The organism is Sphingobium olei (assembly GCF_042678845.1).
Lineage (GTDB): Bacteria > Pseudomonadota > Alphaproteobacteria > Sphingomonadales > Sphingomonadaceae > Sphingobium > Sphingobium olei.
On sequence record NZ_JBHTLS010000125.1, the window covers coordinates 24,050 to 47,659 of the forward strand.

The following is a 23,610-nucleotide window of genomic DNA, read 5'->3' on the forward strand; positions in this document are numbered from 1 at the left end:
GGGCGTCATGAACGAAGGGGCGGTTCAAAGGGTCGATGCCGGCGCGCTGGGTGCGCGGCCGCTGCGCTATTATGATTTCTTCATGGCCGCCTTCGTCGCGATCCTGCTGCTGTCCAACCTGATCGGCGCGGCGAAGCTCTCGACCGTCGGCGGCTTCACCTTCGGGGCCGGCATCCTCTTCTTTCCCCTCGGCTACGTCATCGGCGACGTGCTGACCGAAGTCTATGGCTATGCCCGCGCCCGCCGCTGCGTCTGGGCCGGCTTCGGCGCGATGCTGTTCATGGCGCTGATGAGCTGGGTCGTCGTCGCCCTGCCGCCTGCTGACGGATGGCCCGACCAGCCTGCCTATGAGGCGGTGTTCGGCAGCACCTGGCGCATCGTTGTCGCCTCGCTCATCGCCTTCTGGGCGGGCGAGTTCGCCAACAGCTTTGTCCTTGCGCGGATGAAAATCCTGACGCAGGGCCGGCACCTGTGGATGCGCACCATCGGTTCGACCGTGGTGGGGCAGGGGGTCGACAGCCTGCTCTTCTACCCGCTCGCTTTCCTGGGCAATTGGACGACGGCGCAGGTGTTGACGGTGATGGTCACCAACTGGGCGATGAAGGTCGGGTGGGAAGCGCTGTTGACGCCCGTCACCTATGTCGTGGTGAACAGTCTCAAGAAGCGCGAGGGGCTGGACGTCTATGACGCGGGCACCGACTTCACCCCCTTCCGCGCCCGCCTCTCTTGAAATTTCCACCGGCTGCCGTTTCGATAATGCCATGTTTACTACTGTCGCGGCAAAGCGCCGGGAATGAGCAGGCAATGGCATGACCAATTTTCCGCGCCCGCGCAGGGGCCGGATGTCGAACAGCTGGCGCGGGATACCGCCGCCCAGAGCTATGAAGCGATAGAAGCCGAACTCGCCCGCGCCCGCCGCCGGTTCGACGCGACGTTCCACCATGCGCCGGTGGGCATGGCGCATGTCGCGCTGGACGGCAGCTTCCTGCTGGTCAACCCGCGCTTCTGCGCCATCAGCGGCTATGATGCCGACACGCTGATCCGCACCGGATTCCAGCAGATTACCCACCCCGACGATCTGAACGCGGACGAAGCGCTGCTCGCGCGGCTGAATGCGGGGGAACTGCCGCGCTATTCGATGGAAAAGCGGTATATCCGCGCGGACGGCGCGATCATCTGGGTCAAGCTGACCGTGGCGATGGCGCGCGACGAGGCAGGCGATCCGGAACTCTATGTCGCGGTGATCGAGGATCTGTCCGAATTGCGGCAGGCAAGTTTCGAGGCGATCCACGATTCCCTGACGGGGCTGCTCAACCGGCGCGGCTTCGCTTCACGCGCGCGCGACCGGCTGGATGCGGCTGGCATGTCGCGACCGACGCGCTGCCTCCTCTTCCTCGATCTGGACGGGTTCAAGCAGCTCAACGACCGGGAAGGGCATGGCGCGGGCGACGCTTGCCTGATCGACGTCGCCGGGTTGCTCCGCGAGACCGCAAACGAAGGCGACCTCATCGCCCGGCTGGGCGGCGACGAATTCGTCCTGCTGATGCTCGACGAAGTTGTGGACGGCGCGCTGCGCCGGGCGGAGCGGCTCTGCGCCGCACTTGCAGGCTGCGGCAGGGGCATCACCGGCAGCATCGGCCTTGCCGTCGCGGAGGCGGACGGGGCAGAATTGGATGAGTTGATCGCTCGGGCTGACGCGGCGATGTTGGCGGCCAAGCGTGCCGGCAAGAATCAGGTCCGGGTGGCGGTATCCGCGTCGGCGTAGGCGGCGCGCAGGAAATAAAGCCCATCGGGCGGCGCGTTGAGGCCAAGGGCTGCGCGGTCCTTAGCCTCAAGGGCAGCGCGCAGGTCTTGCGCGGTCCATCGCCCCATGCCCACCATCGCCAGGCACCCGACCATCGACCGCACCTGATGGTGCAGGAAGGATCGCGCCGCCGCATGGATGGCGATGCGGTCGCCTTCCCGGGCCACGTCCAGCCGGTCCAGCGTCTTGACGGGACTGGCCGACTGGCAATGGGCCGAGCGGAAGGTGGTGAAATCATGCAGCCCCACCAGCAGTTGCGCCGCGTCGTGCATCGCTTGCGTATCGAGCGGCTGGATCACGCGCCAGGCCAGCCCCTGTTCAAAGGTCAACGGCGCGCGCCGGTTGACGATCCGATAGACATAGGATCGCCCCACGCAGGAAAAACGCGCATGCCAATCGTCAGGCACCACCGCGCAATCCAAGATCGCGACCGGATCGGGTCGCAATCGCGCGTTCAGCGCCTCCATCAGGCGGAAGGGCGCGATCGGCTTTTCCACATCGGCATGGGCGCGCATGGCGATGCCATGGACGCCGGCATCGGTGCGGCCGGCGGCGTGGACCACCGCCGTTTCACCGGTGACGGCGTGGATCGCCGTCTCGATCGCCTGCTGCACGCTCGGCCCATGTGCCTGCCGCTGCCACCCCATGAATGGGCGGCCGTCATATTCGACGGTGAAGGCAAAGCGGGTCATAGGCGGGTCACGGATCGACGCGGCTGCCCGCCGGCATCTCGTAGCCGCGCAGCAATTCGCCCGCGCTCATCGCGCCCTTGCCCGCGCGCTGCACCAGCGTCGGGCGGATCGCGTCATGACCGCAGCCGATCAGCAGGCTGTCGTCCAGCAGTTCGCCGGCCGGTCCGGCATGATGTTCGACATGGGCGGCCAGGATGCGGAATCGCTCGCCGCGATATTCGAAGAAGGCGCCGGGGGCGGGATTGAACGCGCGCACCTGCCGCTCGACGGCATGGGCGTCCTTGGTGAAGTCGATCCGCGCCTCGGCCTTGTCGATCTTGGCGGCGTAGGTCACGCCCTCTTCGGGCTGGGCCATCGGCGGATGCAGCGAAATGTCGTCGAGCACCTCGACCATCAGCGCCGCCCCCGCTTCGGCCAGTTCCCGTGTCAGCGCGCCCGCCGTCTTGTCCTCGATCGGCGTCACATGCTTGGCGCGCATAGGCCCGGTGTCCAGCCCCGCCTCCATGTCCATGATGGTGACGCCGGTGACATTGTCGCCGGCCAGGATCGCCCGATGGATCGGCGCCGCCCCGCGCCAGCGCGGCAGCAGCGAGGCGTGGATGTTCATGCAGCCATGGCGCGGCGCGGTCAGGATGGGGCGCGGCAGGATGAGGCCATAGGCTGCGACCACCGCGACATCGGCATCCAGCGCGGCGAACGCCGCCTGCGTGTCCGCGTCCTTCAGCGTCAGGGGCGTGCGCACCGCGATCCCCAGCGCTTCGGCCCGCTGATGCACGGGGGAGGGGCGCAGCGCCTTGCCACGGCCCGCCGGGCGCGGCGGCTGGCTGTAGACCGCGACGACCTCATGCCCCGCCGAGATCAGCGCATCGAGGGCCGGAACGGCAAAATCGGGGGTGCCCATATAGATGATACGCATGGTCCACTCCTCAAACCTCTTGTCGGCAGGACATGCAACCCTTTATCTCACGATATGGCTTCACCCGAAATCGACGCACTGACGCAGGCCCTCTCGCGGCTCCCCGGACTTGGCCCCCGGTCGGCCCGGCGCGCGGTGCTGCATCTCCTCAAGAAGCGCGAAGGGGCGATGGAGCCGCTGCTGCGCGCATTGGAGGCGGTGAACGAACGGCTGGTGACCTGCCATGTCTGCGGCAATGTCGATACGGTCGATCCCTGCGGCATCTGCGCCGATCCCCGGCGCGATCCACGCGCGCTGTGCGTGGTGGAGGATGTGTCGGACCTCTGGGCGCTCGACCGGTCGCGGCTGTTCCCCGGCCGCTTCCATGTGCTGGGCGGCCGTCTGTCGGCGCTGGAGGGGGTGCGACCGGAGGATCTGGCGATCGACGCGCTTGTGACCCGCTTGGAACAGGGCGGCGTGGACGAGGTCGTGCTGGCGATGAACGCGACGCTGGAGGGGCAGACCACCGCCCATTATCTGGCCGAGCGGCTGGAGCCTTTCCCCATCCGGCTGACTCAGCTGGCGCATGGCGTGCCGGTGGGCGGGGAACTCGATTATCTGGACGAAGGCACGCTGGCGCAGGCGCTGCGCGCGCGGCGGCCGCTGGGCTGACCTGTCCTATCCCGCCGGCATTTCCTATGCCGGTGTCTCTCTGGCGATCGCCGCGCGGCGGAATATGTCCAACATAGGAAATTCAATGTCGGTTTTTACGGGAAATATGCGAAGTTAAGGGGCGGGATCGATCAGTCTGATCGACACGATCCACCCGCGCCCGGCTTGATCCTGCAGCGCGTTCCGCCTATGTTCGGGCCATGGCCATACGTCCCATTCTCGAAGCGCCCGATCCGCGCCTGCGCACCATATCGACCCCTGTCGAGGCGATCGACGACGATCTGCAGACGCTGATCGACGATATGTTCGACACCATGTACGACGCGCCGGGCATCGGCCTTGCCGCCATCCAGGTGGGCGTGCCCAAGCGCATTCTAGTGATCGATTTGCAGGAACCCGAATCGGACGAGGAGGGTGCGCCGCCGGTCAGGAAGCCGATGGTCTTCATCAATCCGCAGATTCTCAAAGGATCTGAAGAGCTTTCGGTCTATAATGAAGGGTGCCTGTCGGTGCCGGACCAGTTTGCGGAGGTCGAGCGGCCCGCCGCCATTCGTGCCAGCTGGATGGACCGGGACGGCCGAATCCACGAAGAGCAGCTGGAAGGGCTGCTTGCCACCTGCCTCCAGCATGAAATGGACCATCTGGAAGGTATACTTTTCATTGACCATCTGTCCCGCCTGAAGCGGGATATGTTGATGAAAAAGCTGATAAAGGCGCGCAAGGCCGCTTGATCTCCATCAGCTTTTTCAGGCTCTTCGAACGACGCTCCGACCGCCCAAGTCGGGGCGTTTTTCTTGGCATTTTTCCGAAAAATCCTTTTCTTTCAATCTGTTCATCTTCCTCGTTCCGTCTTTCCTGCAGCACGTTCGGACGGAAACCCCATTGTCGCTGAAGCGTTGCTGCGTTTGAGGTGCGTGGGGTTATTACCAAGGAGGAACATTATATGTCGCCGTCTCTGACGAAAATGGGGGCCCTGGCCCTGGTGCTGGCCGGATCGGTCAGCCTTGGCGGCTGCGCCACCAAGGGCTTCGTGCGCGAGCAGGTCGCGACCGTGAACCAGCGCGTCGATGCGCTCGATGCGAAGCTCCAGCAGACCGACGCCACCGCGCAGCAGGCGCTGGGCGAAGCCCGCTCCGCTTCGGGTCTGGCGCAGCAGAACGGCCAGCGTCTCGACCAGCTTGGCGCCCGCGTCGATGGCGTCGAACAGCGCATGGCCGAAGCGCAGCGCAAGCGTCCGCGCAACTGATGCGATCATGGCCGGCGCCCCTTGTCGCCGGCCATATTTTTTGAGTATTCAGCCTGCATGAAAAGCCTGTCCCGGCTCCTGCTGTGTCTAAGCCTGATCGCCGTCCCGTCCGTTCAGGCCGCCGAGAAGGCCAAGCCCAAGACCGCTGCCGCAAAAACCACTGCCGCGTCGAAGGCGCGCGCCGCGAAGAAGCCCGTCGCCAAGGCGTCCGCCCTCCCGGCGGTGCCCGATGCGACGGAGATGGTGGTGGACCCGACACCCCAAGCGGCACGCGTCCTGCGCTGGGTAACCGGTGCTGCGGATAATAAGGGCCTGCCCTATGTCGTGCTCGACAAGGTGGCGGCCCGCATCTGGCTCTATGACGGGAAGGGCAAACGGATCGCGGATGCGCCGGTGCTGATCGGCATCGCGCTGGGCGACGATGCGACACCGGGCGTGGGCGCCAAGTCACTGGCGGAGATCGGCCCGGCCGAAAAGACGACGCCCGCGGGCCGCTTCCTCGCCAAATTCGGCGTCGCGGCGGGCAAGACCCGTGTCCTGTGGGTCGATTATGCGACCTCGGTCGCGCTCCACACCATTCCGCCCGGCAACCCCAAGGAAAAGCGGGTGGACCGGATGCTGTCGCCCGACATCGCCGACAACCGCATCACCTTCGGCTGCATCAACGTGCCCAAGGCCTTCTATGCAAAGGTCGGGCCGCTGTTCCGGAAGAAGGGCGGCTATGCCTATATCTTGCCAGACCTGAAGCCGCCGGAGGATGTCTTCCCGCAACTTCACGCCTATCCGGCCGCGCCGAACGCAGTCTGAACCGCCGGGGTTGCTTCAACCCATGCCCTCAGTATCGAGCGCGTAGCCCGCCGACCGCACGGTGCGGATGATGTCCTGATATTGCCCGTCCGCGTTGATCGCCTTGCGCAGGCGGCGGATATGGACGTCGACGGTGCGCAGTTCGATGTCGCTGTCCTGGCCCCATACGCTATCGAGCAGCCGCTCGCGGGAGAATACCCAGCCGGGATGCTCCAGGAAATGCTTGAGCAGCCGGAACTCGGTTGGGCCAAGCGGGATCACCTGGCCGCTGCGGCGGACCTTGTGCCCCACCGTGTCCATCTCGACATCGGCGAAGGTCAGCGTCTCGCCGGCCAGCGCCGGGCGCACGCGGCGCAGCACCGCGCCCACGCGCGCCACCAGTTCGCGGGGAGAGAAGGGCTTGGTCACATAATCGTCCGCGCCGGTCTCCAGCCCGCGCACCCGATCCTCTTCCTCGCCGCGCGCGGTGAGCATGATGATCGGGATGTTGGCGGTGCCGTTCATGCGGCGCAGGCGGCGGCATACTTCGATACCGGACAGGCTTTCGACCATCCAGTCGAGCAGCACGATGTCGGGCGTGCTTTCCTGCGCCATCAGCAGCGCTTCCTCGCCATCGACGGTATGGGAAACGTCGAAATCCTCGCGCTTGAAATGCCAGATGAGCAGTTCGGCCAGCGCCGCGTCATCCTCCACCAGTAGCATCTTTGCTCGTGCCATGGCTTCAATCCTCCCGGGTCAGGTCTGCGCCGCGTTCGCGTTCGGGCAGTGTCTGGCCGGTCGCGGCATAATAGACCATCTCGGCGACGTTGGTGGCGTGGTCGCCGATCCGCTCGATATTCTTGGCGACGAACAGCAGGTGCGCGCATTCGCTGATCGTCTTGGGATTTTCGACCATGAAGGTGACGAGCGTGCGGAAGACGCTGTTGTAGAAATCGTCGACCACCGTGTCGCGCTCCACCACCGCCAGCGCCAGGTCGGCGTCGCGCGCGGCGAAGGCGTTGAGCGCGTCATGCACCATCTCGCCCGCGACCTGCCCCATGGAGGGCAGCAGGGAAATGGGTTCCAGCGTCCGGGTGTTGGTCGCGATCATCGGCACCCGCTTGGCGATGTTCTTGGCATAGTCGCCGATCCGCTCGACCACGCCGACGATCTTGAGCGCCGCGATCACGTCGCGCAGGTCGTTGGCCATCGGCGCGCGGAGCGCAATGACCTGGATCACCAGCTTCTCGACCTCTGCCTCGATCGCGTCGATGCGCTTGTCGTCGGCGACGACTTCTGCGGCCAATATCTTGTCCTGCCGCTGCAGCGCCAGCATGGCATTCTCGATCGCCGCTTCCGCACGCCCGCCCATTTCGGCGATCAGCCCGCGCAGCCGGTCGATTTCCTCGTCAAATGCCTTGATCGTATGTTCTGCCATGTTCGTCTCTCCCCCGATCAGCCATAACGACCGGTGATGTAATCCTTGGTCCGTTCCTGCCGCGGATTGGTGAAGATGTCGGATGTCACGCCATATTCGACCAGTTCGCCCAGATGGAAGAAGGCCGTCCGCTGCGACACGCGGGCCGCCTGCTGCATATTGTGAGTGACGATGACGATGCCGTATCGCCCGCGCAGTTCGTGGATCAGTTCCTCGATCTTGGCGGTGGCAATGGGGTCGAGCGCCGAGCAGGGTTCGTCCATCAGGATGACCTCCGGCTCCACCGCGATGGCGCGCCCGATGCAGAGGCGCTGCTGCTGCCCGCCGGACAGGGCCGTGCCGCTGTCGGTCAGGCGATCCTTCACCTCTTCCCACAGGCCCGCGCGGCGTAGCGACTTTTCGACGATCACATCCATGTCCGCCTTGCCGGCGGCGAGGCCGTGGATGCGCGGACCATAGGCGATATTCTCGTAGATCGACTTGGGGAAGGGGTTGGGCTTCTGGAACACCATGCCCACCCGGGCGCGCAACTGCACCACGTCCATCGATGGCGCGTAGATATCCTCGCCGTCCAGCGTGATCGTCCCTTCGACCCGCGCCGACGCGACGGTGTCGTTCATGCGATTCAAGGTCCGCAGGAAGGTCGACTTGCCGCAGCCCGACGGGCCGATGAAGGCGGTGACATTGTCCATGTCCACGTCGATGGAAACGCCCTTGATCGCCTGTTTGGGGCCGTAGAAGACCTTGACGTCGCGCGCCGTCATCTTCGGGTTGGCGGGGGCGAGATTTTTCTGTTCTTCGGTCATGGCGGTTACCACCGTTTTTCGAATTTGTTGCGCAGGTAGATGGCGAGGCCGTTCATCGCGAGCAGGAAGACCAGCAGGACGATGATGGCGGCGGAGGTCTTTTCGACGAAGCCCTTCGAGACTTCATCGGACCAGAGGAAGATCTGCACCGGCAGCACGGTCGCCGGATCGGTGACGCCGCCCGGCGGCGTTGCGATGAAGGCGCGCATGCCGATCATGAGGAGCGGCGCGGTCTCGCCCAGCGCCCGCGCCATGCCGATGATCGTTCCGGTCAGGATGCCGGGCAGGGCGAGCGGCAGGACATGCTGGAACACCACCTGCACCGGCGACGCGCCGATGCCGAGCGCGGCGTCGCGGATGCTGGGCGGCACCGACTTGATCGCGTTGCGGCCGGCGATGACGATGACCGGCATGGTCATCAGCGCCAGCGTCATGCCGCCGACCAAGGCCGCCGATCGCGGCAGGTGCGCAAGGTTGAGGAAGATGGAGAGGCCAAGCAGGCCGAAGATGATCGACGGCACTGCCGCCAGATTGTTGATCGACACTTCGATGATGTCGGTCCACCAGGTCTTGGGCGCATATTCCTCAAGATAGAGGGCAGTGGCCACGCCGATCGGGAAGCTCAGGATCAGGGTGACGAGCATCGTCAGCAGCGATCCCTTGAACGCGCCCCAGATACCCACCTGCGTCGGGTCGGTCCCGTCGCTCGCGGTCAGGAAGTTCCAGTTGAAGCCGGTGGACAAACGGCCCGCCTGGTTCAGCCGGTCGACGGCGGCTTCGGCCTCCGGCGACCCTTCGCTCTTGGCGGCGAGGTCGACGGCCGTGGACGCCGGGACGCTGATGGTTTCGGTGCGGCCCAGGATCTTGGGATCCGCCTTGATCGCGTCGCGGATGCTGACCCAGGCGGTAGGCGACAGCAGGTCGTCGGCCTTGTCGCCCAGTTCCGCCCGCGCGACCGTGCTCGTCACCATCGGCAGGTTGGCGTTGGCGAGCGCCTCGTCGGTGATGGCGTCGGGATCGAGCAGCAGGGGCGAGGCGGGGAAATCGACCTTCAGCGCGATCTCCGTGCGGGTGAAGCCGCGCAGGCCGTTGCCCATCATGGTGACGAGCAGGAAGGCAAGGAAGGCGGCCGAGAGCAGCACGGCACCCAGACCCAGCAGGCGGAAGCGCCGTTCCGCAGAATAGCGGCGGGCGATCCGCCGGCGCATTGCGTCCGATTTCCAGTCGGTGGGGACACGCTCGGGAGAGCTGGCGACGGTCATTATTCGTAAGCCTCGCGATATTTCTTTACGACCCGCAGGGCCACGATGTTGAGCAGCAGGGTGACGATGAACAGCACCAGACCCAGCGCGAAGGCCGCCAGCGTCTTGGCGCTGTCGAATTCCTGGTCGCCGGTCAGCAACTGGACGATCTGGGTCGTCACCGTGGTCACACTGGCGAAGGGATTGGCGGTAAGGTTCGCCGCGAGGCCCGCGGCCATCACCACGATCATGGTTTCACCGATGGCGCGGCTGACGGCCAGCAGCACGCCGCCCACGACGCCGGGCAGCGCGGCGGGGATGAGGACGCGGGTGATCGTCTCGCTGGTGGTTGCGCCCATCGCCAGGCTGCCGTCGCGCATCGACTGCGGCACGGCGGCGATGCTGTCGTCGGCCATGGAGGACACGAAGGGGATGATCATCACGCCCATGACGAGGCCGGCGGCCAGCGCGCTTTCAGAAGACGCGCCATGGATGCCAATCGATACCGCAAAATCGCGCAGGGCAGGAGCCACGGTCAGCGCGGCGAAATAGCCGTAGACAACGGTCGGCACGCCCGCCAGCATCTCCAGCGTCGGCTTCATCCACTTGCGGACCGTCGGACTGGCATATTGCGTCAGATAGACCGCGCTCATGAGGCCGAGCGGGATGGCGACGATCATCGCAATGATCGCGCCGATGAAGATGGTGCCCCAGAAGAGCGGGACCGCGCCGAACGCATCCTCATTGCCATAGCCCATCGCCGCCGATTGCGGGCTCCATTTCAGGCCGAAGAGGAAATCGATGGGGTTCACCATCGAAAAGAAGCGGAAGCTCTCCCACAAAAGCGAGGCGACGATGCCGAGCGTCGTGACGATCGCCAGCAGCGACGCGATCAGCAGCAGCGCCATCACCAGCCGCTCGACCCGGGTGCGCGCCCGGAAGTCGGGGCGGACACGGGTGAAGGCGAAGGCTCCGCCGGCAAAGGCAAGTATCAGGGCGAGGACGGCCCCTGCGACGCCATATTTCGTGTCGGCGTCGCGATAGGGCTGGACCAGCGCCTGGCTTGCGGGGTTGAACGCGCCCGCCTGCCGGCCGGTGGCGATGGCCCGCGCCTCGCCCAGCACGGCAGAGCGGGAGAAGGGGTCCGCGGGCAGCGCCTGCGCCGCCGGATCGGCCAGCACGCTCTGGGTGACAAGACCGGGCGCGACATTGGCCCAGACAGCGAGGAAGATCGCCGCGGGAATGAGCGTCCACAGCGCCACATACCAGCCATGATAGCCGGGTAGCGAATGGACGGCGTCGCGCCGCCCGCTGGCCCGCGCCACGGACTGGAGCCGCAGCGCGCGGGCGCGGGCGCTGACCCAGGCGATCGCGCCCAGGCCCGCGAGCAGCAGGAGGATGGCTGGTCCGGTCATGTCCCTCTTACTTCAGGTCGGCGCCGTTGAGGACGGTCAGCGACTTCACCGTTTCGGCGCTCTTCTTGCGAACATCGTCGGGCGCGGCGACCATGCCGCGCTTCGTCAGCACGCCGTCGGGGTTCCAGTTGGCGGCGAAGACGTTCAGGAAGTTCTGGAGACCGGGAATGGCGTGCATATGCGCCTTCTTGACGTAGATGTAGAGCGGGCGCGCACCTGGATACTGGCCGGTCGACACGGTTTCGTAGGTCGCCTGGATGCCGTTGATCGGCACATCCTTCAGGCTGTCCTTATTCTCTTCCAGGAAGCTGTAGCCGAACACGCCGACCGCATTGGGATTGGCCCCCAGCTTCTGCACGATCAGATTGTCGTTCTCGCCCGAATCCACATATTTGCCGTCTTCGCGGACGCGGGTGCAGGTCGCCTTATATTCGTCCTCATTCGTGTCCTTGAGCGCCTTCATCGCCGGGTCGCTCTGGCAGCCCTTTTCCAGGATCAGTTCGGCGAGCGAATCGCGCGTGCCGCTGGTCGAGGGCGGGCCGAAGACGGAAATGGCGATGGCGGGCAGGCTGGGGTCGACATCCTTCCAGGTCTGCGCCTTGTTCGGGCCCTTGCCATAGGGATTGGCGGCCAGCGCCTCATAGACGATCTTGGGGGTGAGGGCGATTGCGGGGCCGTTCTTCGACTGAGCGAAGGCCAAGCCGTCGACGCCCACCTGGACTTCAATGATGTCCTTCACGCCGTTCGCCTGACATTGGTCGAACTCCGACTTCTTCATGCGGCGGGAGGCGTTTTCGATGTCGGGATGCTGCGCGCCGACGCCCGCGCAGAACAGCTTCATGCCCCCGCCGGTGCCGGTGGATTCGATGATCGGCGACTTCATGCCGGCATTGCCCTGCACGAACAGTTCAGCGACCGCCGTCGCGAATGGATAGACCGTCGAGGAACCGACCGCGCGGATCTGGTCACGAGTCGCGCCGGCGCCGCCGGTCTGGTCGCCGCAGGCGGCAAGGCTGATGACGCTCGCGGCGCAGGCGGCGAACAGGGCAAACTTCGTCACGGAAACCTCCATTGCAAGGCCGCGATTCGCTTGTCGCCGCCCCCCTCAGGATGCGGCCCTAGTCGCGGACCATCGCGCCTTTGTGACAGTCAGGTTTCATTTTCATGACATGGTGCCCGAAAGCGCAGAAGGCCGCTTTTTCTCGTCATTCCGCGGCGCGATTTCTTCGATGGGGGGCGGCAGCAGCACGGTAATGGTCGTCCCCTTGCCCAGCGTGCTGGCGATGTCGAACCGGCCGCGATGGCGTTCGACGATATGCTTGACGATAGCGAGGCCCAGGCCGGTGCCCCCCATCGCGCGGCTGCGGCCCGAATCGACGCGATAGAATCGCTCCGTCAGACGGGGCAGATGATCGGGACCGATGCCTTCGCCCTCATCCGCCACCACAAGCCGCGCCATGCCGCTCGGCCCTTCGGCTAGGGTGACGTGGATCGGGGTGCCGGGGCGGCCATATTTGACCGAATTGCCGATAAGATTGTGCAGCAGTTGCGACAATTGCGCACGATCGCCCTGGACCACCGGCACGCCGGGGCTGATCTCCATCTCCACCTCCCGGCCTCGATCGCCATGGCTGGACCGGAATACGGCGACGACCTCCGCCGCCAGTTCGGACAGGTCCACGCGCGCGTCCGGCAGTCGATATTTCTCCGATTCGATCCGGCTCAGGGATATGAGGTCGTCGATCAGCCGCTGCATCCGCCGGGCTTCGCCGTCCATGATCTTCAGGAAGCGCTGGCGCGTGTCCGTGTCCTGGCCCAGTTCAGGGTCGGCCAGCGTTTCGATGAAACCTAATATGCCAGCCAGCGGCGTGCGCAGCTCATGGCTGGCGTTCGCGACGAAATCGACGCGCATACGTTCGGCTGCGTGGGTGCCGCTATGATCGACCAGATGCACCAGCCGCCGCGCATCGGCCACTGCGCCCACAGGGGCCACGCGCATCTGCCAGCGCTGGTCGCGCGCGCCCAGCCCCACCAGTTCGACCATGATCGGCTCGGCGAGCGGCGCGCTGCTGGCCAGCCGTTCGGCGGCGGCGGGGTGGCGGATGGCGATGCGGGCGTCTTCCCCCTCGATATGGTTGCCCAGAAGCCGCTGCGCCGCGCGGTTGGCGCGCACGATCCGGCCGCGTTCCACCAGCATGAGGGGGTCGGAAATCCCTTCCAGCAGGCTGGCGAAGTCGGCATGGGCGGTAAGGTCCGGCAGGTCCGCCGTCTCCTGCGCTTCGTGAATTCTTGCCGCACCACCCTCCGCGCAGATCAGCAGGACGATGAGGCCCGCCAGGATCGGCAGGCCGATCGCCACCGGCGAAGCGCCCAGCATCAGCGCGCCGCCCGTGCCGAGCAGCAGCATGGCGAGCGAAGCCGTGATCTGGGAGATGGTCAGTCGATTCATGGTTACCGCGCTGGATTTTTCGCGCATTTGCTGCGATGTCTCGCCGCAATAGCGTGCAATTTTTACGCTTTGGCAAGCGCGACGAGCAATAGGATTATCGAATGAGCGAGCCGACGCCCGAACAGCAGCATGGCCCGGATGGCGATAGCCATTCGGATCAGGACGATGCGCGGTCGGTCGCTGCGCCCTCCCGTCGCCAGTTGCTGATGGGTGGCGCGGTCGCCGCATCTGCCATCGTCTCGATCCGTCCGGCGCTGGCCAATACCGCCGCCTCGGTGCTCAACTGCACTATCCCGGTGCCCGATCAGGGACGCGCCGCCAACTATGTCGCGCCCGACGGGCAACTGGTTCCGGCAGGAACGCCGGGCGCTTTCCCCGGATCGGGCCGGCCGTTCACCGGCGAGCAGGTCAAGCAGGCGATGCGCGGTGGCCGTCTGCCGGGCGTGGGCTATGAGCAGAATCAGGCCTATCTCAATTATATCCGCCGCCTGCAGCGCGGGACGAGCGGTTTCACCTGCTACGCCTCGCTGCAGATGCCGCGCTGAACGGCGCTCTTTTTCCCGCCGACTGTTTGAACCGATGCCGAGCGTTAGGCACTTGGCTACGTCTTGCGCGCTAAAGCGGCGCGGCGGAGCTTGGAAGGTGCCGAACGTGGACGCGATCATTGCCTATCGCCGGGATGCGGCCGACGCCGTGGCCGTCTGCGCGCTCGACGATCTGGTTCTTCTCTACCACCGGCGTTCGGGCCAGACCCATATGGTCATCAGCCCGGTCCCTGAGATATTGGCGCAGCTCGCCGCCGGTAACGCGATGACCCCAGACATGGTGCATGATGCGCTCGCCCGCGACTATGATCTTGGCGAACGCACCGATGCGGTGGCGGAGATCGGCGCGCATCTTGAATCGCTGGTCGCTCTCGGGCTGGCGCGCCGCGCATGAGGCATGCGATCAGGCTGAAGATCGGGCCAGCGACATTCCGCATCGGGTCCGCCTGGCCGCAGCCCGTGGCGCAGCTGGCGCACCTCTACGCCGCCTATCCGGATGTGTCGGATGCGGTCGCGGATTTCACCGTCCGGCTCCAGCCGACCAGCCCCGCCCGGCGCTGGCTGCGCCCGTCCATCTTCATCACCGGCGACCACGGACTGGCCGATGCCGCACCGATGAGCCTGCCGCACGGGCTGCTGGCGGCGGAGATGGGGATGAACCTGCAGATGGCGCTGGGATGGCGGCGGCATCTGCTGCTCCATGCGTCCAGCGTCGAAAAGGATGGTCGGGCGCTGGTGATGACCGGCGAGTCCGGGTCCGGCAAATCCACGCTGGCCGCGCTGCTGGGCGAGCGGGGCTGGCGGCTGCTGGGCGACGAATTCGCGCTGCTCGATCTCGACAGCGGCATGATCCTGCCCTTTCCCCGGCTCGTCAGCCTGAAGAATCAGGCGATCGACGTGGTGACGGCGGCCGTGGGACCGGAGCGGATGGGGCCGCTGCTCCGCGCCACGGCGAAGGGCGACATCCGCCACATGGTGCCACACGCCGAGGCTGTGCATCGGATGGGGGAGGGGGCCATGCCGGCGCTGCTGCTCTTCCCCCGCTTCGGCCATGCGGCGGACGTTCGCCCCTTGGGGCGGGGCGAAATCTTCATGCGGCTGACGCAGGCATCCACCAACTATGTCGCCCTGGGCGAACGCGGCTTCACGGCCCTGACCCGCTTCGTGACGCAGGTGCCGGCGCGCGCCATCGATTTCCCTTCCGGCGACGCTGCGTTCGACATGGTCGATCGCCTCTGGGAGGAGCTGGCATGAGCGCGGTCTCGCTTGTGCAAGCGCTGCGCGATCCGGCGTCCGTGGCAGGGCTGGATGCGGAGGGTTGGAACGAACTGCTTGCGGCGGCAAAGGCGGAGCGGTTGATCGCGACTCTGGCCTGGCGGCTGGACGGGCAGGCGGTGCCGGTGGAAGCGCGTGCCGTGCTTGCCGATGCGGTGGCGGATGCCGCGCGGGAAGCGCAGCAGGCGCTCTGGGAAGCGGATCGCGCGGCGCACGCGCTCGCGCCGCTTGGCATCCCGGTCGTGCTGCTCAAGGGGACTGCTTATGCCGCGGCCGGCCTGAAAGCCGGGGAGGGGCGCTTCATCGGCGACCTCGACATTCTCGTGCCGCGCGCGGCGATGGCTGATGTGGAACGGGCGCTGATCGCAGCGGGTTGGGAATGGGTGAAGGACGACGCCTATGACGACGCCTATTACCGGCAATGGATGCACGAACTGCCGCCGCTGATCCACGCCGAGCGCGATCGGATGATCGACGTCCATCACACCATCCTGCCGCTCACCGCCAGGCCGAAGCCGGACGCCGCCATCATGCTGGCTGACGCGGTTCCGACAACTGACGGGTTATATGTCCTGTCTCCCGAAGACCGGATCGTCCATGCCGCCGCGCACATGCTGGCGGACGGCGATCTGCGGGGCGGCCTGCGCAACCTGTGGGATATCCATTGCCTCTGCGTCGAAAACGCAGAACGGGATCAGCACTTCTGCTTATCTCTGTTTGAACAGGCCGCGCACCATGGATTGACCTCTGTTGTCTGGCGGGCGCTGAGACTGACGCGTCATCTATATGGAACGCCGCTTACTTCCTACTGCTCGCCCATCAATGTAGGTTATGGTTTGCGGAAGGGCGATAGGCTGTTCATTGCCCGCCTCCTCGCCCGCGACGGATGGGGACGGGAAACGCGCAAGCCGCTGGTCTTCGCCTTCTATGTCCGGTCGCACCTCCTGCGGATGCCGCCGCTCATGCTGGCGCGGCATCTGCTCACCAAATGGCGCAAGGGGCATAGGCCCCAATGATCGGCAGGGCGCTCAGCGCTCGCCCAGCATCGCCCGGATCGCCAGCCCTGCCATGTCCGCCACCGCCAGTATCTGCGCGGCCGTCTTGCCCGCGCGCGCATCGGCGGACATGCCGGACATGATCGCGGCCATATAGTCGGACACGACCTGTGCCTTGTCGGGATGAGTGATTGCAACGAAGTCGCGCATCCGGGTGCAGCTGACGTCAAGAACGGCGCGCGCGCGGCAATTCGCTTCGGGATCGACACCCCGCGCGCCCTCCAGCACCAGGCATCCGGGTGCGTGCGGATCGGCGGCGTAGATCGCCGCCGCCTTGCGCAACAATGTGGACAAGGCCTCCGCCGGATCGTGGCCCGGAGCCAGCAGGTCGCGCATCGGCGCCGCGGCGCAGTGGTATCGCGCGAGCACTTCCTCATATAGCGCGGCCTTGTTGCCGAAGGCGGCATAGAGGCTGGGCGGGTTGATCCCCATCGCCTCCGCCAGCGCCGCCACGCCCACCCCTTCATAGCCATGGGCATGGAACAGAGCCTGCGCCTTCTGCAGCGCTTCGTCGCGGTCGAAAGCGCGGGGCCGGCCACGGCCTTTCGATTTTTCTTTATCGATCACTATAAAAATCCTTGAACCGCCCTCCGCGCATTATACATAGCGACTGCTACAAAATTCTCAAGGATAGCTCTCATGACTGACTTCACATCCAAGAAAGCGCTCGTCATTGGCGGCAGCCGTGGTATCGGCGCGGCGATCGTCCGCCGGTTCGCGGCGGACGGCGCGCAGGTGACCTTCACCTATTCGGGCTCGCACGACGCGGCGCAGGCGCTGGCGGCGGAAACCGGCGCGACCGCCGTCAAATCTGATGCCGCTGACCGGCAGCAGGTGGTGGACGTGGTCGCCGCCCAGGGACCGATCGACATATTGGTGGTGAACGCCGGCGTCGCCATGATCGGCGACCCGCTGACCTTCGACGCGGATGAGGTGGATCGCATGATCGACATCAACGTCCGCGCGCCCTATCACGCGTCGGTGGAAGCCGCACGGCAGATGCCCGATGGGGGCCGCATCATCGTCATCGGCTCCGTCAACGGGGACGCCGTACCCTTCGCTGGCGCGGCGGCCTATGCCCTCACCAAATCCGCGCTCCACGGGCTTGGGCGGGGGCTAGCGCGCGACTTCGGCGATCGACGCATCACCGTCAACATCATCCAGCCCGGCCCCATCGACACGGACATGAACCCGGCGGACGGCGAGATCGCCGAGATCGTGAAGCCCTTCATGGCGATCAAGCGCTACGGCAAGGCGGAGGAAGTCGCCGGCCTGGCCGCCTATCTCGCGGGTCCGGAAGCATCCTATGTCACCGGCGCGTTCCACACGATCGACGGCGGCTTCGGCGCCTGATGCCCTTGTGGTGCGGGCGCTCCATGGGAGCGCCCGCCGCTCACTTCTCTTTCAATATGTCCAGAGCCAGCACGGTCATCGCTTCGCTCGCCGTGGCGATGACCTGGTCGGCTTGCGGGGCCCAGAAGGGGCTGTGCAGCGAGGGAAGGCTCGCCTGGCCCGCCTTTGCCGCTGCCATCTTGTCGGCCGGCACGCCGCCGACCCAGAAGATGAAACTGTTGATGCTCTTGTCCGCGCGGTAGAAGCGGCCGAAATCCTCGCCGCCCATCACGGCCGGCGTCTTCACCACCCGGCCTTCGGGGAAATGGGCTTTCAGCAGCCCCGCCATCTGCTCGGCGAATTCGGGCGGATTATAGGTGGAGGGGGTGAATTCATCCTTCACCGTCACCACCGGCATCCGGTCGTCCGGCACGCCCGCGGCAATGGCCTCTCCGCGCGAGATGCGCTTGATCCCCTCGATCAGCTTGGCGCGGGTCTCGTCCGAATAGCTGCGCACCGTCAGCAGCAGCTTCGCCTCGTCAGGGATGATATTGTGCTTGGCGCCCCCCTGGAAGCTGCCGACCGTCACCACCGCCGGATCCTGCGGTTCCTGTTCGCGGCTGACCAGCGTTTGCAGGCTAGTCACGATCCGCGCGCCCAGCACGATGGGATCGCGCGTCGTCTGGGGATAGGCCCCATGGCCGCCCACGCCCCTCACGTCGATGTCGATGCTGTCGACATTGGCGAGGGCATAGCCTGGCGTATAGCCGATCTGTCCCGCCGCCAGGTTCGCCGCGTCGTGGAAGGCGATGGCGTGGGTCGGACGGGGGAAGCGGGTGTAAAGCCCGTCCTCCAGCATGTCGCGCGCGCCCTTGCCTACTTCTTCGGCCGGCTGGAGGATCATGACGAGCGTGCCGTCCCAGTCCTTCTTGCGCGCCGCCAGCAGCTTCGCCGTCTCGATGAAGGCGGTCATGTGCGTGTCATGGCCGCAGGCGTGCATGACCCCGGTCTCCACGCCCTCGGGCGTCTTGGTGCGCACCTTCGACGCGAAATCGAGCCCGGTCTGCTCCACCACGGGCAGCCCGTCCATGTCGGCGCGGATCAGCAGGACCGGGCCGGACCCGTTTTTCAACACCGCCACGACGCCCGTGCCGCCCACCTTTTCCGTGACGTCGAACTTCAGCGCGCGAAGCCGTTTCGCCAGCTTGGCGGCGGTGTTCACCTCCTGCAGCGACAATTCGGGATTGGCGTGCAAATCGCGGTAGAGCGTCATCAGCCCGTCCATATCTTTGGCGATGGCCGCGCCGATCTCGCTTTGCGGCGCGGCGGCGGCCGGCGCGGGCGTCTGGTTCTGGGCCTCCGGCGTCTGGGCGGCGGCGATGGACGATAGGCTGGCGGCGGCCAGAACGGCCGTGAGCGCATGGCGCATGTTCGATTGTCTCCCTTGCTGCGTGTCAGCATAAAAGGAAAAGCGCGCTCGAAAAGGGGCAAAAGGAAAGGCCCGCTTCCTTGCGGAAACGGGCCTCCTGCTATGAACCGGTGCTGCCGATCAGAGGTGGAACACCAGGCCCGCCATCGGGCGGAAGCTCTCCCAGTCATAGGTGTCGACCTGGAAGCGGACGCGTACGCCGCTGTTGCCGGTCACGCCGCCAAGGCCGATTTCCTTCGGCCCGACTTCGACGCCAGCGCCGTACATCCAGTCCTTGCGGTCGGGCCAGCCGCCCTTGCCGTTGACCCACTGATAGCCGGCCGACGCGTAGATCAGGCCGCTTTCACCGGCGCGTGCGCCGAACCGGCCCTTCACGCCATATTCCCAATCGATGTCGCTGAACCCCTTGGTCGCGTTGCCTTCCACGCCGACGAAGACCGGGCCGAGCGGAACGTTCACGCCCGCGATGCCGCTGATCAGCGCGCCGTTCATGATGGTTTCGCCGGGGATGCGGCCGAATTCGCTGCCACGGTCGAAGGTGTGGTAACCGCCGAGCACGCCGACATAGGGTTCGATGCCGAAGGCGTCGGTGCCGTCAGGCGCGGTTTCCTGCGCGAAGGCGACCGAGGGCAGCGCGGCGATCGCCGCGGCGGCGAGGAGAAGCTTTTTCATGACTGAAATCCTGCGAAGTTTGGTTTGCGTTTGCGGGAGCTTAACCCACGGCAATCTTCGCAGGTTTCCTCCGTGACGCTAAAATCTCGCTGCGTTGCAAAAAAGACACGGAAACTTGCTGTAAGATGAACGGCTTACTGCGCGGTCCACCCTCCATCGATGCTGAGATTGGCGCCGGTGACTTGCGCCGCCGCGTCGCTGCACAAGTAGAGCGCGGTAGCAGCGACCTGCTCGGCGGTGACGAACTGCTTGGTCGGCTGACCCGCGAGCAGCACGTCGTTCATCACCTGCTCCCGCGTCATGTTCCGCGCCTTCATCGTATCGGGAATCTGGTTTTCCACCAGCGGCGTCCAGACATAGCCGGGCGAAATGCAGTTGGCGGTGATGCCGAAGGTCGCGACTTCCAGCGCCACCGTCTTGGTGAAGCCGGCCAGGCCGTGCTTCGCCGTCACATAGGCCGCCTTGAAGGGCGAGGCGACGAGCGAGTGGGCCGACGCGGTCTGGATGATCCGCCCCCACTTCTTCTCCTTCATATAAGAGATGGCGAGCCGCGTGGTGTGGAAGGCGGCGTTGAGGTTCAGCGCGATGATCAAATCCCATTTGTCGAGCGGAAATTCCTCGACCGGGGCGACGTGCTGCATACCCGCATTGTTGATGAGGATGTCGATGCCGCCGAACGCCTCCGCGGCTTCCTTCATCATCGCCTCGATCTGGTCGACCTTCGTCAGGTCGTGGCCAGAATAGCGCGCCGCCGCCCCGGACAGGCTTTCCAGCCCGACGCGTTCCTTCTCGATCGCGGCCGCATCGCCAAAGCCATTGATGACGACGTTCGCGCCTTCCCCGGCCAGCGCCTTGGCATAGGCGAGCCCGATGCCGGAGGTGGAACCGGTGATCAGGGCGGTCTTGCCGGCGAGGGACTTGCTCATGCGCTCTTCTCCTTGAGATGATCGGGGGCGTCGAGGTCGAAGGTCGCGCTCTTGCCGTCGAGGATGTTGCGGGCAATGAGGTCGCCCTTGTGCATCACTTCCTCCACCGCCTCGCGGCCCTGGCTCCAATGATCGAGCATGGTCGATCGTGAAAATTCGAAATCCTTCGCGCCGCTTTCCCAGTTGCGGGTGCGGTAGATGAGGTGGACGATGTTGACGGACGCGCAATCCAGCATCCCGCTAAGGCGCAGCGCATCGGGATCGTTGCGCAGCTCCGACGGCAGCTTATCGAGCAGCGCCTTGATTGCTCCATGCTCCCGCCGCAGCCGCAGATACTGGTCCGTCACCTGGCGGGTGCGGCTGCTATATTGAATGTCCTTCATCCTGGAATAGACATCGGTCATCTGCCGCGGCATCGGCCCTTCGGCGGGAAACAGGTCGACCTGGAATACCAGCATGTCCTCGGTCTGGTGATTGAGGACATGGGAAAGCGGCGTGTTCGACACGATGCCGCCGTCCCAATACCAGCGCCCGTCAATCTCTACGGGCGGGAGGCCGGGGGGCAGGGCACCCGACGCCATGATGTGCCGCGCGTCGATCCGCGTGTTGCCACCAGGGCCGCGCGTATCCCAATAGGCGAAATTGCCGGTTTCGACGTCCACCGCGCCGACCGAAAGCCGCACCGGCCCGTCGTTCAGCAGATCCCAGTCTACGCAGGCGTCCAGCGTGTCCTTCAATGGGGCACTGTCGTAAAAGCTGATTGCGCCCGGAGTCCCTTCGGGCATCAGCGCGGCTGGCCACAGACGCGGGCGGAACATGCCCGGCACGCCGAAAGTCGCGACCGTGGCGGCCGCGCCCAGATGCGCCGCTTCGCGGATCGGGTCGAATTCGGGCAGGATGACATTGGGCATCCCGCCCGACACGGTATACCAGAATTTCTTGAGCCGGCTGATCCGGCGATGCGGCGGATTGCCGGCGATGATGGCCGCATTGACCGCACCGATGGAGATGCCGGCGACCCAGCTGACGTCTACCCCCAATTCGTCGAGCCGTTCATAGACGCCCGACTGGAAGGAGCCGAGCGCACCGCCGCCTTGCAGCAGCAGGGCGACCTCGCGCGGCAGGGGCAAAGGCGTTCGCGCGCGGCGCGGCGGCGCGGCGTGTGCGGGATGCGGTTCGATGTCAGCCATGATGCAGTGCAATATAGACTCTTGGGCCGTCATTCCAACTTAAACTCCCGTAACAAATTGCGCCGCGCCGCAACCTTCCGCCCATCCGGCGGTTCCCCTTACCGCTTGGATCGCATAGGAAACGATCGCGAAAGGGGATGGCGGCATGCGGCTCGACGACGAACAGGAAAGCAGCCATTATGATGTGCAGGACGGGCGCGGCGGCGGCTTCGGCGGCGGACTTGGAGGCGGGCTCGGCATGTTGCTGCCGCTGGTGGGAAGCCGCTTTGGCTGCGGCGGGATCGTGGTCGTGCTCATCATCATGGCGGTCATGGGGATGAACCCGCTCAGCCTTGTCGGCGGCGGCGGCGGGCAGCAAGTCCAGACCGAGCGGCCGAAGGTGGAAGAGCTGTCGGACGTGCAGCGCACCTCTCTTAAGGTGCTGGGATCGACCGAGCGCCGCTGGAGCGACATCTTCCGGGCGGAAGGGCAGCAATATCCGCCGCCAACACTGGTCTTCTACAGCCAGAATGGCCAGTCGGGCTGCGGCGCGGCCATGTCGGCGATGGGGCCGTTCTACTGCCCGGCCGATCAGCGCATCTATCTCGACACCGACTTCTTCAACGAGATGAAGACGCGCTTCAACGCGCCGGGCGACTTCCCGATCGGCTATATCATCGCGCATGAGGTCGGCCATCACATCCAGACCATCACTGGCGAGGCGGACCGCATCCGCAAGGCGCAGCAGCGCGCCTCGGAGGCCGAGGGCAACGCGCTCCAGGTAAAGATGGAATTGCAGGCGGACTGCTATGCCGGCGTGTGGGCCGCGCGCGACACCAATTTGATGGAAGCGGGCGACCTTGAGGAAGGAATGCGCGCGGCCGAGGCGATCGGCGACGATACGTTGCAGAAGGCGGCTGGCCGGCGGCCGGTGCCCGAGAGCTTCACCCACGGCACCAGCGCGCAGCGGATGGAATGGCTGCGCAAGGGCCTCTCGACCGGCGACCCCGCCCAGTGCGACACGTTCAAGGGTGCGATCTGAACGCGGCTATTGCTGGGCGCCGCGGAAGGATGCGCTTGCCTGCGTCCCCGGCACGCTGTTGCCCCCGTTCGCGGGCGCAACTGCGGGCAGCCCGTTGCCGGGCGCCAGCATCGGCTGACCCGCGCCTGGCAAAGGCTCACCGGCATCGCTGATTTCGGTCCGCCCTGCGTCACCCGCTGTTTGGCCGCCGGCTGACGGTGGCATTGGCATGGAAGGAGGCACAGGCGCAACGACCGGCCCGGAGGCAGCCGTCGCGGAACTACGAAGTGCGTCCGGGTCGGAAACCCGCTTTCCCGCATCTTGCACAGGCGTAGAACCTTCGATGCCCATCACGACGACAGGGGCAACAACCAGCACGGCGATGGCAAACCTGCGATACAGCATGAGGCGGACTTTAGACCGATATGCGACGACAGGCCTATTTTACGCACTCAAAGGGTAAATAAACGCCTGCCGATCAGATCAATTCAGGTCCAGTTTGGCGAGTAACGCCATCATGTCGTCCGGCAAGGACTCCCGGCCCGGCGCATAGGTGGACCGCAACGCATTGCCCACGCCTTCATAAGGCGCCGGTACGCCAACGGTCATCAGGCGACGGTTTCCGTCGCGTGCCGCCGCCGATCGGCCGAAGGGTTTGCGTTGCATTTCCATGTTCCCTGAACGGCCATGACGCACAAAAGTTTCTGGCATTGCGAATCCAGCCGCGCAATAGACCCCAGCT

27 protein-coding genes are annotated in these 23,610 nt (G+C 65.6%); 12 read left to right on the forward strand and 15 right to left on the reverse strand.

Annotated elements, in window-relative coordinates; translation table 11 throughout:
- Positions 1-7 precede the first annotated feature (7 nt).
- Complete coding sequence (locus ACFQ24_RS11440; protein WP_380911279.1) at positions 8-730, forward strand: queuosine precursor transporter; 723 nt, start codon at positions 8-10, stop codon at positions 728-730.
- Between the two features lie 63 nt (positions 731-793).
- Entirely contained in the window at positions 794-1,765 is a 972-nt protein-coding gene (locus ACFQ24_RS11445; protein WP_380911281.1) for a GGDEF domain-containing protein, read from the forward strand.
- Here ACFQ24_RS11445 and truA read toward each other — a convergent pair.
- Entirely contained in the window at positions 1,732-2,496 is a 765-nt protein-coding gene (truA, locus tag ACFQ24_RS11450; protein ID WP_380911283.1) for a tRNA pseudouridine(38-40) synthase TruA, read from the reverse strand. The genes ACFQ24_RS11445 and truA overlap by 34 nt on opposite strands.
- 7 nt (positions 2,497-2,503) lie before the next feature.
- The gene (gene fmt, locus ACFQ24_RS11455) at positions 2,504-3,412 is read right to left on the reverse strand and encodes a methionyl-tRNA formyltransferase (RefSeq protein ID WP_380911285.1); all 909 of its coding nucleotides are present in this window, start codon (positions 3,410-3,412) and stop codon (positions 2,504-2,506) included.
- Between the two features lie 54 nt (positions 3,413-3,466).
- On the opposite strand from fmt, the gene recR reads away from it, so the two are divergent.
- The 4 genes from recR (at position 3,467) to ACFQ24_RS11475 (ending at position 6,116) form a co-directional block, all read left to right on the forward strand.
- The gene (gene recR / locus ACFQ24_RS11460) at positions 3,467-4,063 is read left to right on the forward strand and encodes a recombination mediator RecR (protein WP_380911287.1); all 597 of its coding nucleotides are present in this window, start codon (positions 3,467-3,469) and stop codon (positions 4,061-4,063) included.
- 200 nt (positions 4,064-4,263) lie between these two features.
- A complete protein-coding gene (gene def, locus ACFQ24_RS11465) occupies positions 4,264-4,794 on the forward strand; it encodes a peptide deformylase (RefSeq protein WP_380911289.1) in 531 nt (176 codons plus the stop codon).
- Positions 4,795-5,006: 212 nt separating this feature from the next.
- A complete protein-coding gene (locus ACFQ24_RS11470) occupies positions 5,007-5,309 on the forward strand; it encodes a hypothetical protein (protein ID WP_380911291.1) in 303 nt (100 codons plus the stop codon).
- A 57-nt stretch (positions 5,310-5,366) separates the two neighbouring features.
- Positions 5,367-6,116, forward strand: coding sequence for a hypothetical protein (locus tag ACFQ24_RS11475; protein WP_380911293.1), 750 nt, complete (start codon positions 5,367-5,369; stop codon positions 6,114-6,116).
- A gap of 15 nt (positions 6,117-6,131) precedes the next feature.
- On the opposite strand, the gene phoB is transcribed toward ACFQ24_RS11475, so the two are convergent.
- The 7 genes from phoB to ACFQ24_RS11510 all read right to left on the reverse strand — a co-directional run bounded on the left by phoB (position 6,132) and on the right by ACFQ24_RS11510 (position 13,444).
- Positions 6,132-6,833, reverse strand: a complete 702-nt coding sequence (gene phoB / locus ACFQ24_RS11480) for a phosphate regulon transcriptional regulator PhoB (protein WP_380911295.1) — start codon at positions 6,831-6,833, stop codon at positions 6,132-6,134.
- A 4-nt stretch (positions 6,834-6,837) separates the two neighbouring features.
- Positions 6,838-7,533 carry a phosphate signaling complex protein PhoU gene (phoU, locus tag ACFQ24_RS11485; RefSeq protein ID WP_380911296.1) on the reverse strand — a complete coding sequence of 232 codons (696 nt, stop codon included), beginning with the start codon at positions 7,531-7,533 and terminating at the stop codon, positions 6,838-6,840.
- A 17-nt stretch (positions 7,534-7,550) separates the two neighbouring features.
- Entirely contained in the window at positions 7,551-8,339 is a 789-nt protein-coding gene (gene pstB, locus ACFQ24_RS11490; RefSeq protein WP_380911298.1) for a phosphate ABC transporter ATP-binding protein PstB, read from the reverse strand.
- A gap of 5 nt (positions 8,340-8,344) precedes the next feature.
- On the reverse strand, positions 8,345-9,601 hold the full coding sequence (pstA, locus tag ACFQ24_RS11495) for a phosphate ABC transporter permease PstA (protein WP_380911300.1): 1,257 nt from the start codon (positions 9,599-9,601) through the stop codon (positions 8,345-8,347).
- Entirely contained in the window at positions 9,601-10,995 is a 1,395-nt protein-coding gene (pstC, locus tag ACFQ24_RS11500) for a phosphate ABC transporter permease subunit PstC (RefSeq protein WP_380911302.1), read from the reverse strand. The genes pstA and pstC overlap by 1 nt, the downstream gene beginning before the upstream one ends.
- 7 nt (positions 10,996-11,002) lie before the next feature.
- Positions 11,003-12,055: a substrate-binding domain-containing protein gene (locus ACFQ24_RS11505; protein ID WP_380911304.1), complete on the reverse strand. Its 1,053-nt coding sequence runs from the start codon at positions 12,053-12,055 to the stop codon at positions 11,003-11,005.
- Positions 12,056-12,157: 102 nt separating this feature from the next.
- The gene (locus ACFQ24_RS11510) at positions 12,158-13,444 is read right to left on the reverse strand and encodes an ATP-binding protein (protein WP_380911306.1); all 1,287 of its coding nucleotides are present in this window, start codon (positions 13,442-13,444) and stop codon (positions 12,158-12,160) included.
- Positions 13,445-13,545: 101 nt separating this feature from the next.
- On the opposite strand from ACFQ24_RS11510, the gene ACFQ24_RS11515 reads away from it, so the two are divergent.
- The 4 genes from ACFQ24_RS11515 (at position 13,546) to ACFQ24_RS11530 (ending at position 16,280) form a co-directional block, all read left to right on the forward strand.
- Positions 13,546-13,989 carry a hypothetical protein gene (locus ACFQ24_RS11515; protein WP_380911308.1) on the forward strand — a complete coding sequence of 148 codons (444 nt, stop codon included), beginning with the start codon at positions 13,546-13,548 and terminating at the stop codon, positions 13,987-13,989.
- 106 nt (positions 13,990-14,095) lie between these two features.
- A complete protein-coding gene (locus tag ACFQ24_RS11520; protein WP_380911310.1) occupies positions 14,096-14,383 on the forward strand; it encodes an HPr-rel-A system PqqD family peptide chaperone in 288 nt (95 codons plus the stop codon).
- The gene (locus ACFQ24_RS11525) at positions 14,380-15,243 is read left to right on the forward strand and encodes an HprK-related kinase A (RefSeq protein ID WP_380911312.1); all 864 of its coding nucleotides are present in this window, start codon (positions 14,380-14,382) and stop codon (positions 15,241-15,243) included. The genes ACFQ24_RS11520 and ACFQ24_RS11525 overlap by 4 nt, the downstream gene beginning before the upstream one ends.
- Positions 15,240-16,280 carry a nucleotidyltransferase domain-containing protein gene (locus ACFQ24_RS11530; RefSeq protein WP_380911314.1) on the forward strand — a complete coding sequence of 347 codons (1,041 nt, stop codon included), beginning with the start codon at positions 15,240-15,242 and terminating at the stop codon, positions 16,278-16,280. The genes ACFQ24_RS11525 and ACFQ24_RS11530 overlap by 4 nt, the downstream gene beginning before the upstream one ends.
- A gap of 12 nt (positions 16,281-16,292) precedes the next feature.
- Here the strand turns inward: ACFQ24_RS11530 and ACFQ24_RS11535 are convergent, their stop codons facing one another.
- Positions 16,293-16,886 carry a TetR/AcrR family transcriptional regulator gene (locus ACFQ24_RS11535; protein WP_380911316.1) on the reverse strand — a complete coding sequence of 198 codons (594 nt, stop codon included), beginning with the start codon at positions 16,884-16,886 and terminating at the stop codon, positions 16,293-16,295.
- A gap of 72 nt (positions 16,887-16,958) precedes the next feature.
- Between ACFQ24_RS11535 and bdcA the strand changes: the two genes are divergently transcribed.
- Positions 16,959-17,672 carry an SDR family oxidoreductase gene (gene bdcA, locus ACFQ24_RS11540; protein WP_380911318.1) on the forward strand — a complete coding sequence of 238 codons (714 nt, stop codon included), beginning with the start codon at positions 16,959-16,961 and terminating at the stop codon, positions 17,670-17,672.
- Positions 17,673-17,712: 40 nt separating this feature from the next.
- On the opposite strand, the gene ACFQ24_RS11545 is transcribed toward bdcA, so the two are convergent.
- The 4 genes from ACFQ24_RS11545 to ACFQ24_RS11560 form a co-directional block, all read right to left on the reverse strand.
- Entirely contained in the window at positions 17,713-19,080 is a 1,368-nt protein-coding gene (locus ACFQ24_RS11545) for an amidohydrolase (protein WP_380911319.1), read from the reverse strand.
- A 120-nt stretch (positions 19,081-19,200) separates the two neighbouring features.
- Positions 19,201-19,752, reverse strand: a complete 552-nt coding sequence (locus tag ACFQ24_RS11550) for an opacity protein (RefSeq protein WP_380911321.1) — start codon at positions 19,750-19,752, stop codon at positions 19,201-19,203.
- Between the two features lie 134 nt (positions 19,753-19,886).
- Complete coding sequence (locus tag ACFQ24_RS11555; RefSeq protein WP_380911323.1) at positions 19,887-20,678, reverse strand: 3-hydroxybutyrate dehydrogenase; 792 nt, start codon at positions 20,676-20,678, stop codon at positions 19,887-19,889.
- Positions 20,675-21,868 (reverse strand): DUF3734 domain-containing protein, encoded by a 1,194-nt coding sequence (locus tag ACFQ24_RS11560; RefSeq protein WP_380911325.1) that lies wholly within the window; start codon positions 21,866-21,868, stop codon positions 20,675-20,677. The genes ACFQ24_RS11555 and ACFQ24_RS11560 overlap by 4 nt, the downstream gene beginning before the upstream one ends.
- Positions 21,869-22,013: 145 nt before the next feature.
- On the opposite strand from ACFQ24_RS11560, the gene ypfJ reads away from it, so the two are divergent.
- Positions 22,014-22,889, forward strand: a complete 876-nt coding sequence (ypfJ, locus tag ACFQ24_RS11565) for a KPN_02809 family neutral zinc metallopeptidase (RefSeq protein WP_380911327.1) — start codon at positions 22,014-22,016, stop codon at positions 22,887-22,889.
- Positions 22,890-23,351: 462 nt separating this feature from the next.
- Here the strand turns inward: ypfJ and ACFQ24_RS11570 are convergent, their stop codons facing one another.
- Positions 23,352-23,540, reverse strand: coding sequence for a hypothetical protein (locus ACFQ24_RS11570; RefSeq protein WP_380911329.1), 189 nt, complete (start codon positions 23,538-23,540; stop codon positions 23,352-23,354).
- Positions 23,541-23,610 lie beyond the last annotated feature (70 nt).

Bases quoted from the DNA above. Each gene is read 5' to 3' on its own strand.
- ACFQ24_RS11560 (WP_380911325.1), bottom strand. From the start codon at position 21,868: ATGGCTGACATCGAACCGCATCCCGCACACGCCGCGCCGCCGCGCCGC.
- pstC (WP_380911302.1), bottom strand. From the start codon at position 10,995: ATGACCGGACCAGCCATCCTCCTGCTGCTCGCGGGCCTGGGCGCGATC.
- recR (WP_380911287.1), top strand. From the start codon at position 3,467: ATGGCTTCACCCGAAATCGACGCACTGACGCAGGCCCTCTCGCGGCTC.
- ACFQ24_RS11440 (WP_380911279.1), top strand. From the start codon at position 8: ATGAACGAAGGGGCGGTTCAAAGGGTCGATGCCGGCGCGCTGGGTGCG.
- ACFQ24_RS11545 (WP_380911319.1), bottom strand. From the start codon at position 19,080: ATGCGCCATGCGCTCACGGCCGTTCTGGCCGCCGCCAGCCTATCGTCC.
- ACFQ24_RS11510 (WP_380911306.1), bottom strand. From the start codon at position 13,444: ATGAATCGACTGACCATCTCCCAGATCACGGCTTCGCTCGCCATGCTG.
- ACFQ24_RS11515 (WP_380911308.1), top strand. From the start codon at position 13,546: ATGAGCGAGCCGACGCCCGAACAGCAGCATGGCCCGGATGGCGATAGC.
- ACFQ24_RS11445 (WP_380911281.1), top strand. From the start codon at position 794: ATGAGCAGGCAATGGCATGACCAATTTTCCGCGCCCGCGCAGGGGCCG.
- ACFQ24_RS11550 (WP_380911321.1), bottom strand. From the start codon at position 19,752: ATGAAAAAGCTTCTCCTCGCCGCCGCGGCGATCGCCGCGCTGCCCTCG.
- ACFQ24_RS11525 (WP_380911312.1), top strand. From the start codon at position 14,380: ATGAGGCATGCGATCAGGCTGAAGATCGGGCCAGCGACATTCCGCATC.
- ACFQ24_RS11530 (WP_380911314.1), top strand. From the start codon at position 15,240: ATGAGCGCGGTCTCGCTTGTGCAAGCGCTGCGCGATCCGGCGTCCGTG.
- ypfJ (WP_380911327.1), top strand. From the start codon at position 22,014: ATGCGGCTCGACGACGAACAGGAAAGCAGCCATTATGATGTGCAGGAC.
- fmt (WP_380911285.1), bottom strand. From the start codon at position 3,412: ATGCGTATCATCTATATGGGCACCCCCGATTTTGCCGTTCCGGCCCTC.
- bdcA (WP_380911318.1), top strand. From the start codon at position 16,959: ATGACTGACTTCACATCCAAGAAAGCGCTCGTCATTGGCGGCAGCCGT.
- phoU (WP_380911296.1), bottom strand. From the start codon at position 7,533: ATGGCAGAACATACGATCAAGGCATTTGACGAGGAAATCGACCGGCTG.
- pstB (WP_380911298.1), bottom strand. From the start codon at position 8,339: ATGACCGAAGAACAGAAAAATCTCGCCCCCGCCAACCCGAAGATGACG.
- def (WP_380911289.1), top strand. From the start codon at position 4,264: ATGGCCATACGTCCCATTCTCGAAGCGCCCGATCCGCGCCTGCGCACC.
- ACFQ24_RS11475 (WP_380911293.1), top strand. From the start codon at position 5,367: ATGAAAAGCCTGTCCCGGCTCCTGCTGTGTCTAAGCCTGATCGCCGTC.
- ACFQ24_RS11570 (WP_380911329.1), bottom strand. From the start codon at position 23,540: ATGGAAATGCAACGCAAACCCTTCGGCCGATCGGCGGCGGCACGCGAC.
- ACFQ24_RS11470 (WP_380911291.1), top strand. From the start codon at position 5,007: ATGTCGCCGTCTCTGACGAAAATGGGGGCCCTGGCCCTGGTGCTGGCC.
- truA (WP_380911283.1), bottom strand. From the start codon at position 2,496: ATGACCCGCTTTGCCTTCACCGTCGAATATGACGGCCGCCCATTCATG.
- ACFQ24_RS11555 (WP_380911323.1), bottom strand. From the start codon at position 20,678: ATGAGCAAGTCCCTCGCCGGCAAGACCGCCCTGATCACCGGTTCCACC.
- pstA (WP_380911300.1), bottom strand. From the start codon at position 9,601: ATGACCGTCGCCAGCTCTCCCGAGCGTGTCCCCACCGACTGGAAATCG.
- phoB (WP_380911295.1), bottom strand. From the start codon at position 6,833: ATGGCACGAGCAAAGATGCTACTGGTGGAGGATGACGCGGCGCTGGCC.